The organism is Acinetobacter sp. 1566109, assembly GCF_000582255.1.
In the GTDB taxonomy this organism is placed as follows: Bacteria; Pseudomonadota; Gammaproteobacteria; order Pseudomonadales; family Moraxellaceae; genus Acinetobacter; species Acinetobacter nosocomialis.
Genome location: NZ_JEYB01000010.1, coordinates 85,712 through 100,709 on the forward strand (window position 1 = coordinate 85,712; position 14,998 = coordinate 100,709).

A 14,998-nucleotide genomic window follows, 5' to 3' on the forward strand; every position below is an offset into this window, starting at 1 on the left:
TTATTGTTTGCTAAGACGTTTTAAACAGGGAGAACGTCTACGGCTACTGTATGCAAGTAGTATTTAAAATTCATGAATGAAAGTAAAATTTCAGTTGTAACAAGGATTAAGCGATATCTTGTTACAACTTTAACTTAAAATGATATCGTATTGCTCTTGCGTATATAAATTTTCGACCTGAAATTTAATAACTCTGTTGATAAAGTGCTCTAAATCAGCCACTGCAGGGGCTTCTGCCGTTAATAATCGGTCAATTACAGAAGGATGAGCAACGACAGTAAAGCCACTCGTCGACTCAAATGCACGCGTATATCGTAATATCTCTCGAAATATTTCGTAACACACTGTCTCTGCCGTTTTGACAAAACCACGCCCCTGACACGTTGGACAAGACTCACATAACAAGTGTTCTAATGATTCACGTGTTCTTTTACGTGTCATTTCGACTAAGCCAAGTTCAGACACTTGTGTGATTTTTGTTTTGGCATGATCACGTTCAAGCATTTTTTCAAATTGACGCATCACCTCTTCACGATGAATGGCTTCTTGCATGTCAATAAAATCAATAATGATAATACCGCCCAGATTTCTTAGTCTGAGCTGACGTGCGATCACCTGAGTCGCTTCCATATTGGTCTTAAAGACTGTGTCTTCGAGACTACGACCACCGACATATGACCCTGTATTGACATCAATGGTAGTCATGGCTTCAGTCTGGTCAATCATTAGATAACCACCAGACTTTAGAGCAACACGCGTTTGTAGTGCTTTTTGAATATCTTCTTCGACGTTATAGAGATCGAATAATGGACGTTCGCCCGGATAATGAATCAAGCGACTTTGCATATTCGGCACAAATTCATCTACAAACTCACGCAGTTTGCCGTGAATTTCTCTCGAATCGACATAAATCTTTGCTGTTTCTTCGCTTGCCAAATCACGAATAATTCGTTGTGGTAGTGGTAGTTCTTCAAAAATTAAAGAAGGAACTGCAACATCCACTTGTTTACGCTGGATATATTCCCATAGCTTGCTGAGGTAACACATATCTTGTGCAATCTCAGCATCATCTACGCCTTCAGCAGCAGTACGGACAATCACACTACCGGGTAGATTATGCTCTGCCTGAATACCTTCGATGATATTACGTAAGCGTTCGCGCTCTTCTTCTGACTCAATACGCTGTGAAACACCAATATGGTTACCATACGGCATAAGAACTAAATAGCGAGAAGGAATAGAAAGATCTGTACTTAGACGTGCACCTTTGGTACCGAGCATGTCTTTCATCACCTGAACGGTCAGAATTTGCCCTGGATGAAGTAATTCAAAAACATTGGGAGTTGGCTGTGAACGAGGCCAAACCATATCATTAATATGCAAAAAGGCTGTTCTAGATAATCCGATATCAACAAAAGCCGCTTGCATGCCCGGAAGCACGCGGACAACTTTACCTTTGTAGATATTGCCGACAAGTCCTCGCTTCACTGTACGTTCAACATACAGCTCATTAACAGTTCCATTTTCGATTAATGCCACCCGACACTCCATAGGTGTGACATTAATAAGTAGTTCTTCTGACATACATAAACTCAAAGCATTATAAAATTTTTATTAAAGAGTCAGAGGGACTGTTAATGTCGCTTTGTCCACTATTCATCGACAATGCAATTCAATCAAGAATTATCAACAACCCCTTATGTCTTCACTCTTTTGAATAACTGTGAAAATTCGTACAAAGGAAGCCCTACCACATTACTATAACTTCCTTGAATTTTGGGAATATATTGCGAAGCAATTCCTTGAATTGCATATGCACCGGCCTTCCCTACAGGTTCACCTGTGGCCCAATAATCTTCCATATCTTGCGCAGTCATTGATGCAAACTCAACTTGAGTTTGCACTACTTGACTCAAGATTTGCTGCTGTGTAGCAATACAAATTCCGGAAAACACATCATGCCAACGGCCAGATAATTGTTTCCAGATTTCAAAGGCATGCTGTTTTGAGTCAGGTTTACCAATAATCTGATCATCAAGCCCAAGACTTGTATCGGCAGCAATAACCACGGCATCTGGAAAAATATTTAATACAGCTTGCGCTTTTTCTCTTGCTAAACGTTCAACATATTGATGAACCAGCTCACCATTATGAATAGATTCATCAATATCAGGGCTATAAATTTCAAAATTTAAGCCCAACTGTTGCAACAATTCTCTACGACGCGGAGAACTGGAAGCTAAAACTAAATGCGCCATTTTGCTAAACAATAATAAACAACAGGCCAAGTTAAGATGCTTGTTATTAATGGTTGCCAATGACGAGCAATCGAAAAATGAATGCCCCCCATCGTTTGGGTTACCCACATAAATGCCAAGTGAGCAATAATCACTAAAATGGCAATCGTCCATAAATTAACGAAAGTTAAAATCCGACGTTCACGTATTAAAAAGCGGGTAACAAAGGTAACAATAACAAAACTTAAGGCATTTAAGCCCAAAGGTGCATCAAGCAAAAGATCTGTAAAAATTCCCATGCCAAATGCAAACCACACCCCACACCATGTTGGTTGGCAAACGACCCAAAACAACATGATCATAAGCATGAACAATGGACGCCAGCCAGAAATATCGTAGGAAAGTGGGTAAACCATGAGCACAGAACCCACGATAACGGAGAGAATAATTCCCCATAGTGGATCTTTACGCTTCTCACGTTTCAGTTTAGCGATCGGCATAAGGTTGCTCCTTCGCTAATGAGTCAGAGAAAAGCACAACCACGTGATGTCCTGTTGCAAGCTGAGCAGCTGGAGTAATATCAATTTCAGCAAACTCACCTGAATTATGACGACGGATTTTAGCCACCGTACCCACTGCATAACCTGCCGGGAAATGCTCACCTAAGCCAGAACTCAATACTTTATCGCCGACTTGAATATTTGCACTAGTCGGAACATATTCCATTTTCAAACGACCTAAATCACCAGTTCCCGAAACAATCGCACGCATACCTGTACGCTCTAAACGAACAGAGAGTGAATGCTCTTTGTCTGAAAGTAGCATCACACGTGAACTATGAGGATATACATTGATGATTTGCCCCATAATCCCTTTATCATCTAGAACCGTTTGACCCACCTTAAGGTGATCCATTGAACCGCGGTTAATAATGATAATGTGACGTAGCGGATCGGCATCTGTTCCAATCACTTCGGCAATTTCCATACGGCCATCAATAATTAATGGCGTATCAAGTAAACCGCGTAATCGGGTATTTTCAGCAGATAATTCAGATAGTTTCTGCAAACGAACCTGAGCCTGTAACAACTCAGCCTGCATTGCAGTGTTTTCACGGCGCAGTTGTGTTTCAGATTTAGTTTGTTGATTCAGCCATTCTCTCGACAGTACCGGATAGCTTGCAAGCGCATAAATTGGATTATATGCAGCGTACAAGACATCCCTTGCTGGCTGAATTACATAAGGCATGCGCCAATCAAAGAACAGCACAACCAAGCATGTAATGACCGCAATAATGAACGAGCGGAAAGATGGCGGCTGTCTTGAAAAAATATTCGGTTGCACCGCCTAATCCTTAAACTTAACCGACGAAAAGCATGTCATGGTTCGGGTTGTCGAAGAATTCCAATACCTTACCACCACCACGGGTCACGCAAGTAAGAGGATCTTCAGCAACAACAACTGGTAAACCAGTTTCTTGCGCTAACAATTTGTCGAGGTTACGAAGTAACGCACCACCACCTGTCAACACAATACCGCGCTCAGCAATATCAGAAGAAAGTTCAGGAGGAGTTTGTTCAAGAGCAGATTTCACCGCACTTACAATGCTTTGTAATGGGTCAGAAATCGCTTGAGTAATTTCATCAGAAGTTACAGTAATCGCACGAGGTACACCTTCTGCAAGGTTGCGGCCACGTACTTCAATTTCTAATGTCGTACCATCAGAAACAGCCATACCTACTTCTTTCTTAATAATTTCAGCTGTGGTTTCACCAATTACGCAACCGTGAGCTTTACGAACATAATTAATGATTTGCTCATCAAATACATCGCCACCAATACGTAAAGAATCGGCATAGACACAACCTTGCAATGAAATAATTGCAATTTCAGTTGTACCACCACCAACATCCACAACCATAGAACCACATGCTTGTTCAACTGGCATGCCAGCACCAATTGCAGCAGCCATTGGCTCTTCAATTAAGCGTACATCACGGGCACCAGCATTAAATACGGCTTCACGAATTGCGCGACGCTCGACCAAAGTTGATTTACATGGTACACATACAACTACACGAGGTGCAGGTGGGAACAAACGTTTTTCGTGAACTTTACCAATGAACTGATTCAACATGGTTTCAGTCACTTCAAAATCTGCAATTACACCGTCTTTCATTGGACGAATTGCAGAAATATTCGCAGGTGTACGGCCTAACATTTGCTTAGCATCTAGCCCTACAGCAGCAACAATTTTTTGTGAACCACTGTGACGAATTGCCACAACTGTTGGTTCATTTAATATAATGCCGCGGCCTGGTGCATAAATAAGTGTATTTGCTGTACCTAAATCAATGGCTAGATCCGGCGAAAACAAGCCAATTAGTCGTTTTAGAATCACGGTTCGTTCTCAGTTAAACTTTCATGTGGATGCAAGGTGGCAACTTTAAACTAAATGTGATGATTTGAACAAGTCAATCGCTTATTATAACGCACGATATTTTGAAAATTTTTAATACTGATTAGGTGATGTTATGTCTACATCGGATGCACAGCATTCAGCAGATTTAAATGCACAAACAGTTTCAGCAATCGCCAATCTTGCTCGATTGTCGCTCAATGATACGCAATCTGCTGAATATGCTCAAAGTCTAAATAAAATTTTAGGCATGATGGAAACCTTAAAAGGCATTGATACGGAAGGCGTAGAACCTTTAAAGAGTCCTTTTGACAATCCTCAACCTTTACGTGCTGATGTGGTAACTGAAAGCAATCATCGAGATGAATACCAAGCAGTTGCGCCTGCAACTCAAGATGGTTTGTATCTTGTTCCTCGCGTGATTGAATAACTTTTACTCAATTAACCCATCTTCCCTATTTTGAATGTAAAGAAATTTTACTCATGACTGATTTACATCGCTTATCAATTCGCGAACTTGCTGAGGGCTTAAGCCAAGCGAAGTTTTCGTCTCGCGAACTGACTGAACACTATTTAAAACGTATTGCTAAAATTGACCCACTGGTAAAAAGCTATGTGACGGTTACACCTGAGCAAGCACTTGCTGAAGCCGACGCAGCCGATGCAGCTTTAAAAGCGGGTAATGCAACTGCTTTAACGGGTATTCCACTTGCTCACAAAGATATCTTTTGTACCAAAGGCATTAAAACCACTGCTGGTTCAAAAATATTAGATAATTTTATTTCTCCTTACGATGCAACAGTTGTTGAAAAAACTAAAGCAGCTGGTCTTGTCACTTTAGGTAAAGTGAACATGGATGAGTTTGCGATGGGTTCAACTTCTGAAAGCTCATATGTAGGCGCAACAAGCAACCCTTGGGCACTTGACCATGTACCTGGTGGTTCATCAGGTGGCTCGGCTGCAGCTGTAGCAGCTGATTTAGCACCATTTGCTACAGGTACCGATACAGGTGGTTCAATTCGCCAACCTGCGTCTTTCTGCGGATTAACAGGCTTAAAACCAACTTATGGTCGTGTATCTCGTTTCGGGATCATTGCTTATGCATCATCTTTAGACCAAGCGGGTCCAATGGCACGCTCTGCTGAAGACTGTGCTTACCTCATGAATGTAATTGCAGGTCATGATGCAAAAGACTCAACTTCGGTTAAAAAAGAAGTTGATGACTACGTTGCAAACTTAAATGGCACATCTGTAAAAGGTTTACGTATTGGTATTCCTAAACAGTACTTTAACGTTGCAGGTTTAGATGCCGACGTAAAAGCACGTGTTGAAGAGTCTTTGAAAAAGCTTGAAGAAATGGGTGCAACGCTTGTTGAGATTGACCTCAACATGACCGAAGCTTATGTACCAACGTATTACCTCATCGCGCCAGCGGAAGCATCTTCTAACTTGTCACGTTATGATGGTGTTCGCTACGGTTACCGCTGTGAAAATCCAGCAGACTTGATGGATCTTTATAAACGTTCTCGTTCAGAAGGCTTTGGTCCAGAAGTTCAACGTCGTATCCTTATTGGTACATACGCGCTTTCTGCAGGTTATTACGATGCTTATTATGTGAAAGCACAGAAAGTACGTCGTTTAATTCAACAAGACTTTTTAAAAGCCTTTGAAAATGTAGATGTGATTGCAGCTCCTTCTGCGCCAACAACTGCATATAAAATCGGTGCGAACTTAAGTCCAACTGAAATGTATTTAGGCGATATCTATACACTTGCAGTGAACTTAGCAGGCTTACCAGCCATTAATGCTCCTGTTGGTTTTGATAAAGACAGCTTACCTGTAGGTTTACAATTAATTGGTAACTACTGGTCAGAATCACAACTGTTGTCAATTATTCATCAATATCAACAAAATACCGATTTCCATACTCAACGTGCGGCAATTGCTGAGGAGAATGCATAATGGCTGAAGCTCAAAAGTTGAAATTGATTGACGGTTGGGAAGTCGTTATTGGTATTGAGATTCACACTCAGCTTGCAACCAATTCTAAAATTTTCTCTGGTTCATCGACTGAATTTGGTCAAGACCCAAATACACAAGCGAGCCTGGTAGACTTAGCAATGCCGGGTGTACTTCCAGTTTTGAATGAAAAAGTGGTTGATCTTGCAATTCGTTTTGGTTTAGGTATTGATGCTTACATCGACCAAGCATCTGTGTTTGCACGTAAGAACTACTTCTACCCTGACTCACCAAAAGGCTATCAAATTAGCCAAATGGATAACCCGATTGTGGGCTTGGGTCACATCGACATTCAACTTGAAGATGGTACGACTAAACGTATTGGCGTAACTCGTGCTCACCTTGAAGAAGATGCGGGTAAATCTGTACACGACCAATTTGAAGGTATGTCTGGCATTGACTTAAACCGTGCCGGAACACCTTTGCTTGAAATCGTTTCTGAGCCAGACATGCGTTCAGTTGAAGAAGCGGTTGCTTATATCAAAGCCATTCACACATTAGTACGTTGGTTAGGTATTTCTGACGGTAACATGGCTGAAGGCTCATTCCGTGCGGACTGTAACGTGTCTTTACGTCGTCCGGGACAACCGTTTGGCACACGCTGTGAGCTTAAAAACCTCAACTCATTCCGTTTCATTGAGCAAGCGATCAATGTGGAAATTGAACGCCAAATGGAAATTTTGGAATGGGGCGGCGAAATTGATCAAGAAACTCGTTTGTTCGATCCAAATAAAATGGAAACGCGTTCTATGCGTTCTAAAGAAGAAGCGAATGACTACCGCTACTTCCCTGATCCAGACTTGTTACCAGTAATTATTCCAGATGAGCAAATTGAGGCCATCAAAGCAACTATGCCTGAGTTGCCAGCAGCACGCCGTGCACGCTTTATTGCAGACTTTGGTGTAACTGAATACGATGCACACGTACTTACGCTCTCACGCGAAATGGCGGACTTCTATGAAGCTGTTGTTGCTGCGGCTGGTGGTGCAAAGCAAGGTAAAATTGCTGCAAACTGGGTAATGGGTGAATTCTCTGGTGCTTTAAACAAAGCGGGCTTAGAGTTAACAGACTCACCTGTTTCTGCTGAACAGCTTGGCGGCATGATTGCGCGTATTGTTGACAACACCATTAGCGGTAAAATTGCTAAACAAGTCTTTGGCTTTATGTGGGAATCGGAAGGTAAATCTGCCGATGACATTATTGCGGAAAAAGGCTTAAAGCAAGAAACCGACACTGGTGCAATTGAAGCAATCATTAAAGAAGTACTTGCAGCCAATGAAAAAATGGTTGAAGAGTACAAGTCTGGTAAAGAAAAAGCCTTTAACGGTCTTGTTGGTCAAGTCATGAAAGCTTCTAAGGGTAAAGCCAACCCTGCTCAAGTAAATGAATTAATGAAAAAATTGATTGGTTAATCTGATCAGTTCTAGAAAAGAAAACCCGCTTTAGAGCGGGTTTTATCTATTTCAAAAATGCAATCAATCCAAAATAATTTTTAAACTAAAACCATGCTGATAGGTTATCCATGATAAATAAATTACTTATTACGACCTCTTTATTGTTAATAAACTCGACACTTTTTGCTCAAACGATTCAAGTCCCAAAGAGTGAAGTAGCATCTATTTTTAAAGCTGCAAATTTCAAAAAAGCAAAACATGGCTGGAAAGGTAACTGTGATACTGGTGAAATTATTATTTATAAAGATTTAAATGGTGATGGTCATAAAGATGCAGTTATTCAAGATAGTAGCAGTATGTGTTATGGCAATACAGGGGTTGGCTACTATATTGTTTCACAGCAAAAAGACGGTCAATGGAAAAAACTCTTTAGCAACTCTGGCCTTCCCACCTTTTTGAAAACTAAAGGCAAAGATGGCTGGCCTGATATTGAAAATGGGGGACCAGGCTTCTGTTCTGCTATTTATCGATGGAATGGTCAAGAATACGTTGCAAACCGTCATGAATATGAAGGTAAAGCTTGTGAGTTATAAAAAGCAGACCCCATAAATTTAAAAGCCTCGATCAATCGAGGCTTTTTTTATATCACTTACGAAACACTCTTCGACTAAAGAATGAGCTTTTTCCTAAAAATCACACTACCGTTATGCTAATTTAAATTAAAAATAGAAATCACTTATATTTTAAAAAGAGGGATAAATCATGTCTAAAAAGATTTTAATGTTAGTCGGTGACTATGCTGAAGACTATGAAACTATGGTTCCATTTCAGTTCTTAACAGGTTTAGGTTATACCGTGCATGCTGTTTGCCCGAATAAAAAGAACGGCGACCATATTGCGACGGCTATTCATGATTTTGAAGGTGAACAAACTTATAGCGAAAAACGAGGCCACAACTTTGCAATTAACTATGATTTTGATGACGTTAATACCGAAGACTATGTAGGCCTAGTCATTCCGGGTGGTCGTGCACCAGAATATTTACGTATGAATGATCGTGTTGTCGAAATTGTACGTGAGTTCGATCGAGTGAAAAAACCAATTGCAGCCGTATGCCATGGCGCTCAGTTACTCGCAGCGGCTGACATTTTAAAAGGCCGCCTCTGTTCTGCTTATCCAGCATGTGCTGTCGAAGTAAAACTCGCAGGTGGTCAATATGCACATATTGCTGTGACTGATGCTGTTACAGATGGACATTTGGTGACAGCGCCAGCTTGGCCTGCACATCCAGCTTGGTTAGCTCAATTTGTGAAAGTTTTAGGCGCTAAGATTACGATCTAAATAAATCACTTTATCCCGTATACAATAAAGCCTGCACTTAAATAGCAGGCTTTATTATCAAAATAGAAAACTAGATTTTTATCTTGTAATTCCCAGCTTATTCCAAATCTCTGGTGTTAAAAACGTTGTCACCAATTTGTTTAGGTCAATATAGCGTAATGTGCCCTGCAACTGTTGTTTAACGGCTGGGTCTTTAACAATATCTTCACCAGCACTTTGGCCTAACTGCTGGAAACTTTCCCCTACAGCTTTTATGCCTTCTGCCTGAATTACAGCTTTGGTCTGAGTAGAACATTGTTCCACAATTACACGCTGTAAAACCTGAGCCAGTTTTTGGTCTAACTGGTCTTTTTGCTCAGGAGTTACATTACTAAATGCTTTTAAATCTGGATGAGCCGCTAAAGCCGTAAATGTCCACTGAAGCACTGTAGTTTTATCTGAAGCTGTTGTCGCTTTAACAAGACAATCACTGAGCTGATCGACCGTTGAACCCGCCATTGCAATTTGTGTTGTGCCTAGTACAGCCGCCGCCACACATATTGAACGACTCAGATGTGAAAACTTATGGCGAGCAATAGCGTAAAGATGACGTGACATAGGTCTAGCTCCAATAAACAATCTGTTCTTTTTATCACAGAGTCACCAAAGTTACCTGTTATGACTCTGTAACCGCAAAGTAGTTATTTCACCACAGACTCTATTCGATCAAGCTCCCACACCCCACCTGCTGCCAAGCCTTTACACATCCCTGTCCACGTATCCTTAGTATGTATAAAGTTCTTACCATCCCAAACCCATTCTTCACTTGCCCAGCAGTCTCCAATACCTCGTCCCTTTTGAGAACTGCTGATCATACCGCTATCGAAATCTGAAGCAGACTCGGTCACAAAAGTTGCTTTACCATTTAAAGACTCATCGAGCACCCATGCCCCATACCCTTCGTTATAAGCCCCTCTCCAACACAATGTAGTCGCCAGAACTTTCATATTGGTTAATTTATATAGATCAATTTCTTGTGGTTCAGCTCCATCACTATTACCGCCATAAACGCCTTCACAAAAGCCGTCTTCTTTCGGATTCGGTTTAGCAGCCATCAGGCTACGGTATATTGTTTGGTACTGTTTATTTTTTGGCTGTAAAGTTAAGTAAGGTTTGGTTGCCGTCTTAATACGTTTTACAACTAGTTTTGGCTCAGGCATCAGCACTTGATTTTCATTGGCACTGCCCTTTTTGACTAAAGCACCAACGGTTCCAATACGCTTCTGAAAATCATCCATTTTTAATAACACAGCAGTCATTCCTTCATCGGAAATTTTCCATTGATGCTGAGTATTTTTAAATACAATTTCAGTTTTCTGTTTAGACTGCTGTAGTAGAGCGTTAGCTTGTAAGCTACTTAGTTTACCCATAATTGGCAGCTCAGTACCATCTACAGCTACCGGTCCTAAGTCTTTGCCATTGACATAAAAATGGATATTTTTAAGCTGCTTTGCAGGCATGCTTTGTTCATAGTCAGACAAAGTAAACTCAACTTGCACAGGTTGTTTTGGCCCTGCTTTACGCGTTATTAAAATTGAAGCTGGATTATCACCATTGTCTTCATTTTGATAGCCAGCAGCCTTACAAGTACCCGTATTACTACAATAGATTTCCCACTCTTGATGAGAAAATGAAATGCCTTTAATGTCTTGAGCAAAACTATAAGAACTTATTGCCGCTAAGCAGCAAATTGAAAGTATATTTTTCATTTTCCATATCTCTATAAGTCTGTTTTTATTATGAAGTTAAAAACAGTATTCAATTTTGAATTACCTTATAGTTTAAAAGAATATGTTAGATTTATATAAGATTTTAAATTGATTACTTTCTAAAAATGAAAAAATTAAATTTTTTATTATGCACAGTATTGGTAAGTCTCACTTCAACTGCTTATGCAGAAGTAAAAAGCTTTACTCCTCATTTTCCAAAGTTTTATAGCTCTGCTGCAACACGCAAAGCAGATAATCAGTTCTATAAGCTTGGAGAAGCAAATTTTTTAAACGGCGTTACAGTCCCTTTTTATGGAGTAACGGCACAAAACCCTATAGAAGATGGTTTACTTAAAAGTTTTGAAACCTGTACGCCTAAAAGCTGCCATTTTAATTTTAAACTCGATGCTCAACATGCAAAACAACTCAAGCTTCTTGCATTACCTGAAACAGGATTGGTGCTGGTTCCACGTAACTGGCAAGATGTACAAGCAAATGCAGGTGCGAATGGAACTGGTTTTGCTTTAGTAATGAGTCCAGATCAAAAACAAGCGATAGAGCTTTATGATTCTTCTTTTTGCGTTGGGTGTGGATTACCAAATGCAACGCTTTATTTTCCTGAATTATTAAAAGAAAGTCTTGAAAATGAATTCGGTGGTTACAAAGACCCTAAAAAACTCATCAATATTGTTCATCCTTCTAAGAAAGTGGCTTTTTTTAGTTATCAAATTCCACAAGTGAACAATAAAACGCATGGTATTGCTAAATATGATGAAGAAGACACTTTTAACTATAAAGAGATTCAAGTCACCTTAGATAAATCTCAGTAGTCTTTGGTTGGCCCTATCCTTAATTTTTATAATGCAACTCACTAATCCAATACTTATGAAAAAACCCGCTTTTGCGGGTTTTCATTTATTTATGCAATGTTGATTCAAAAGCTTTTAAACGCTTGTAAATCGAAAGTAATTCAATAATTGTTGGCCAAGACGTAATAAGATATTGAAACGACTTACGAACCTGTTGGAAAACATTAAGAATTTGCATCATAACACCTAAAGTAACAACACCTGCAGCAATTGAAGGTGCTAATATAAAAATGCCATAAAGATTATCTAATTGAAGGTACCATATACGAACTAAATTAAAATAAGCATAATGAAAATACAATCTAAAGTAGTTTAGCCTAACCTTACTGAATAATTCCTTTAGTGTTATCGGATCAGCCCTATCTGAATAATCTTCCCCATATACTAACTCTTTACGATATGCCGCTTCGACTTTTTGATTATTAAACTCTAATCCTGGTAGTTTATATCCAACTAACATGAGTATGACTGTTCCTAAAACAGCCCAACCAATTGCAGCAATCATTAAAGCATGAGGAATTTCTCCTACAACAGGTAAAACTTTTATATGCGACGATAATTGCAAAAGAATTGGTAAGAAGGCAATTAAAGTCATAATTGCTTCGATAAAACTAACACCTAAACTTTCTGAAGTTTTAGCAAAACGCATTGTATCTTCTTGTACACGCTGAGAAGCCCCTTCAATAAGTCGCAATTTAGCCCAGTATTGAGTATAAAATTCATTCATTGCCGTTCGCCATCTAAAAATATAATGGCTTACAAAAAATAAATTTATGACCCCTATTGTTACATAAACCATTGCAATATATATGAACGTCAGCATTTCAGTATATAACTGAGCAACCTCTCCACCACCACTTGATACCATTTTTTGAATCAAATTATAAAATGGTTGATACCAAGCATTTATAACTACATCAACTTGAACACTGAACCAGATATTAAATAAAATAAATGCTGAACCCCAGATAGACCATCGCTGCCATGGATTATTGGAAATAATTTTCCAAAAACCAGCAAAAAGTGTTGTGGAGACTAAAAACCAAAGATAGAACCACAAAAAAGCAGGTGACCAGAAGCGACTTACCCCTATAGGCGACTCAGCATCTGCATAACCATGAGGAAAGCCTACATACTGCCCCCAGTGTTCTCCCCCTGTATACCAGAGCACCATATTTAGCGCGAGCCAAATAACTACAGATATAAAAAAATACCGTGGAGACGGAAAAAATGATTTGAACATTGAGTGTTGTTATCCCTATATTTCTTCAAATTTGCAATGAAGAGAATACTAAAACCTAAACCTTAAAATTGTGAAGGGCAAAGTTTAGAGAATTGTCAGTTTTTCCCATTTCATTGAAGGATTTGATCGTTTTTTTGTAAATTCATCCTTTTTGCAATTTAATCCATTTAAATTGCTTCGTATATGACTCCCTTAAGAGCCATATACGGCTTTTATATCATAGCGATATCTGTGTTTAAATCTCTTCTTTACGAACAATATAACCTTCAAGCTGCATGGCCTGAATTAAAGGCTCCAGATCTGGAGCACTTTTTAACTCGACATCAACACTGACCGCACTTTCTTTGGCACGACTTGTGGCAGCAAAGCGTTCATGGCGCAGTTCGTAAATGTTACCGCCTTGCTCAGCAATAATTGCTGTTAAACGCGCTAAAGCACCCGGATTATCTGGTAATTCGACACGAATACGAACCATACGTCCTGTACGCGTTAAATGACGCTGTAATACGGAAACCATCACTCGTGTATCAATATTACCCCCAGATAAAACAACCCCGACTTTATGACCTAAAAATAGATCTGGTCGAGACATAATTGCAGCGATACCTGTCGCCCCTGCTCCTTCACATACTGTTTTCTCAATGTTAAGTAACAGCGCAATTGCTTCTTCAATCATGTCTTCAGTGACAACAACAATGTCATCAACGTATTCTTTAGCGACTTGAGTCGTCAGCTCACCTGGAGTTTTAACCGCAATACCCTCAGCTACGGTTGAACCTAAGGAAACTGCGATTTGATAGTTACAAAGCAATTTCGCCATGCTTGGGTAAACCACCGACTGAACCCCGATGACCTTAATTTTAGGGTTTATCGATTTTGCTGCTATCGCAATACCAGAAATGAGACCACCACCGCCAATTGGCACAACTAAAATGTCTAGTTCAGGAACAGCTGCAAGCATTTCGAGCGCAATAGTTCCCTGACCTGCAATAATTTCTGCATCATCAAAAGGATGAATAATCGTTAATGATTCTTCTTGAGCGACACGGTGCATTTCAGTAGCAGCTTCAGAAAAGTCTTGTCCATGCAAAATAACGCGTGCGCCGTATTCACGTACTCGTTGTACCTTCACATTAGGCGTCGATTTAGGCATGACAATAGTTGCTGTCACACCTGTACGCTGAGCATGATAAGCAACCCCTTGTGCATGGTTACCTGCTGAAGCAGCGATTACACCATGTTGCTTTTCTTGTTCAGATAAACTTAAAAGCTTATTTAATGCGCCCCGTTCTTTAAAAGAAGCCGTAAATTGTAGATTTTCAAATTTCAGCCACATTTCTGCCCCTAGGGTTTTAGAAATGGTTTCTGAAAAAACAAAGGGTGTTTTAACCACTAAACCATCTAAACGCTCTGCAGCGGCATGTATATCTTCTAATGTTGGAAACTCTTGTTTTACCTGTTGCTGAATCATCTAATTAGTCGGCCTCAATATGTTACAAATCAATTATTTTTTTGAAAAATAGCATGAATTTCTCATATGTGTCATGAGGAGTTTTCAGCATAGCTCCACTATACAAAAATTTTTATCAGCACATACAAATCTTTTATTTTTCAACAAAAAAGCCCGAGAAGGGCTTTTATTTAATTTTCATATACTTGCTTTTGATTTATTTGGACTGGGCACTTAAACCGTCAGTGGAAAGATTCTGTTCAGCTATTTTTTCATCA

Annotated in this window: 15 protein-coding genes; 6 read left to right on the forward strand and 9 right to left on the reverse strand. The window is 39.7% G+C overall.

What is annotated here, in order from left to right; genetic code table 11:
* Nucleotides 1–129: 129 nt before the first annotated feature.
* From rng to J582_RS10760, 5 genes are all read right to left on the reverse strand, one after another.
* Nucleotides 130–1,584 carry a ribonuclease G gene (gene rng / locus J582_RS10740; protein ID WP_004712131.1) on the reverse strand — a complete coding sequence of 485 codons (1,455 nt, stop codon included), beginning with the start codon at nucleotides 1,582–1,584 and terminating at the stop codon, nucleotides 130–132.
* A gap of 113 nt (nucleotides 1,585–1,697) precedes the next feature.
* Nucleotides 1,698–2,258, reverse strand: a complete 561-nt coding sequence (locus J582_RS10745; protein ID WP_031981691.1) for a Maf-like protein — start codon at nucleotides 2,256–2,258, stop codon at nucleotides 1,698–1,700.
* On the reverse strand, nucleotides 2,246–2,737 hold the full coding sequence (gene mreD / locus J582_RS10750) for a rod shape-determining protein MreD (RefSeq protein WP_002051447.1): 492 nt from the start codon (nucleotides 2,735–2,737) through the stop codon (nucleotides 2,246–2,248). The genes J582_RS10745 and mreD overlap by 13 nt, the downstream gene beginning before the upstream one ends.
* Nucleotides 2,724–3,581 (reverse strand): rod shape-determining protein MreC, encoded by an 858-nt coding sequence (gene mreC, locus J582_RS10755; RefSeq protein WP_002051136.1) that lies wholly within the window; start codon nucleotides 3,579–3,581, stop codon nucleotides 2,724–2,726. The genes mreD and mreC overlap by 14 nt, the downstream gene beginning before the upstream one ends.
* A gap of 16 nt (nucleotides 3,582–3,597) precedes the next feature.
* A complete protein-coding gene (locus J582_RS10760) occupies nucleotides 3,598–4,638 on the reverse strand; it encodes a rod shape-determining protein (protein WP_000601379.1) in 1,041 nt (346 codons plus the stop codon).
* Between the two features lie 133 nt (nucleotides 4,639–4,771).
* On the opposite strand from J582_RS10760, the gene gatC reads away from it, so the two are divergent.
* The 5 genes from gatC to J582_RS10785 all read left to right on the forward strand — a co-directional run bounded on the left by gatC (nucleotide 4,772) and on the right by J582_RS10785 (nucleotide 9,410).
* A complete protein-coding gene (gene gatC / locus J582_RS10765; RefSeq protein ID WP_000107699.1) occupies nucleotides 4,772–5,086 on the forward strand; it encodes an Asp-tRNA(Asn)/Glu-tRNA(Gln) amidotransferase subunit GatC in 315 nt (104 codons plus the stop codon).
* A gap of 53 nt (nucleotides 5,087–5,139) precedes the next feature.
* Entirely contained in the window at nucleotides 5,140–6,618 is a 1,479-nt protein-coding gene (gene gatA / locus J582_RS10770) for an Asp-tRNA(Asn)/Glu-tRNA(Gln) amidotransferase subunit GatA (RefSeq protein WP_031981689.1), read from the forward strand.
* On the forward strand, nucleotides 6,618–8,087 hold the full coding sequence (gatB, locus tag J582_RS10775; RefSeq protein WP_031981687.1) for an Asp-tRNA(Asn)/Glu-tRNA(Gln) amidotransferase subunit GatB: 1,470 nt from the start codon (nucleotides 6,618–6,620) through the stop codon (nucleotides 8,085–8,087). Before gatA ends, gatB begins: the two co-directional genes overlap by 1 nt.
* Before the next feature lie 110 nt (nucleotides 8,088–8,197).
* Nucleotides 8,198–8,662 carry a hypothetical protein gene (locus J582_RS10780; protein ID WP_031981686.1) on the forward strand — a complete coding sequence of 155 codons (465 nt, stop codon included), beginning with the start codon at nucleotides 8,198–8,200 and terminating at the stop codon, nucleotides 8,660–8,662.
* 169 nt (nucleotides 8,663–8,831) lie between these two features.
* Complete coding sequence (locus J582_RS10785; RefSeq protein ID WP_031981684.1) at nucleotides 8,832–9,410, forward strand: DJ-1/PfpI family protein; 579 nt, start codon at nucleotides 8,832–8,834, stop codon at nucleotides 9,408–9,410.
* A gap of 78 nt (nucleotides 9,411–9,488) precedes the next feature.
* Here J582_RS10785 and J582_RS10790 read toward each other — a convergent pair whose 3' ends face one another.
* Both J582_RS10790 and J582_RS10795 read right to left on the reverse strand, forming a co-directional pair.
* A complete protein-coding gene (locus J582_RS10790; protein ID WP_032047843.1) occupies nucleotides 9,489–10,007 on the reverse strand; it encodes a hypothetical protein in 519 nt (172 codons plus the stop codon).
* Between the two features lie 83 nt (nucleotides 10,008–10,090).
* On the reverse strand, nucleotides 10,091–11,158 hold the full coding sequence (locus tag J582_RS10795; protein WP_032047845.1) for a DUF1176 domain-containing protein: 1,068 nt from the start codon (nucleotides 11,156–11,158) through the stop codon (nucleotides 10,091–10,093).
* A 125-nt stretch (nucleotides 11,159–11,283) separates the two neighbouring features.
* Here J582_RS10795 and J582_RS10800 point away from each other — a divergent pair, with 125 nt between their 5' ends.
* Nucleotides 11,284–11,988 (forward strand): DUF4850 domain-containing protein, encoded by a 705-nt coding sequence (locus J582_RS10800; RefSeq protein ID WP_050674831.1) that lies wholly within the window; start codon nucleotides 11,284–11,286, stop codon nucleotides 11,986–11,988.
* 85 nt (nucleotides 11,989–12,073) lie between these two features.
* Here the strand turns inward: J582_RS10800 and sbmA are convergent, their stop codons facing one another.
* Nucleotides 12,074–13,270: a peptide antibiotic transporter SbmA gene (gene sbmA, locus J582_RS10805; protein ID WP_031981680.1), complete on the reverse strand. Its 1,197-nt coding sequence runs from the start codon at nucleotides 13,268–13,270 to the stop codon at nucleotides 12,074–12,076.
* A 235-nt stretch (nucleotides 13,271–13,505) separates the two neighbouring features.
* Nucleotides 13,506–14,741, reverse strand: coding sequence for a threonine ammonia-lyase (locus tag J582_RS10810; RefSeq protein WP_031981679.1), 1,236 nt, complete (start codon nucleotides 14,739–14,741; stop codon nucleotides 13,506–13,508).
* Nucleotides 14,742–14,998: the final 257 nt, after the last annotated feature.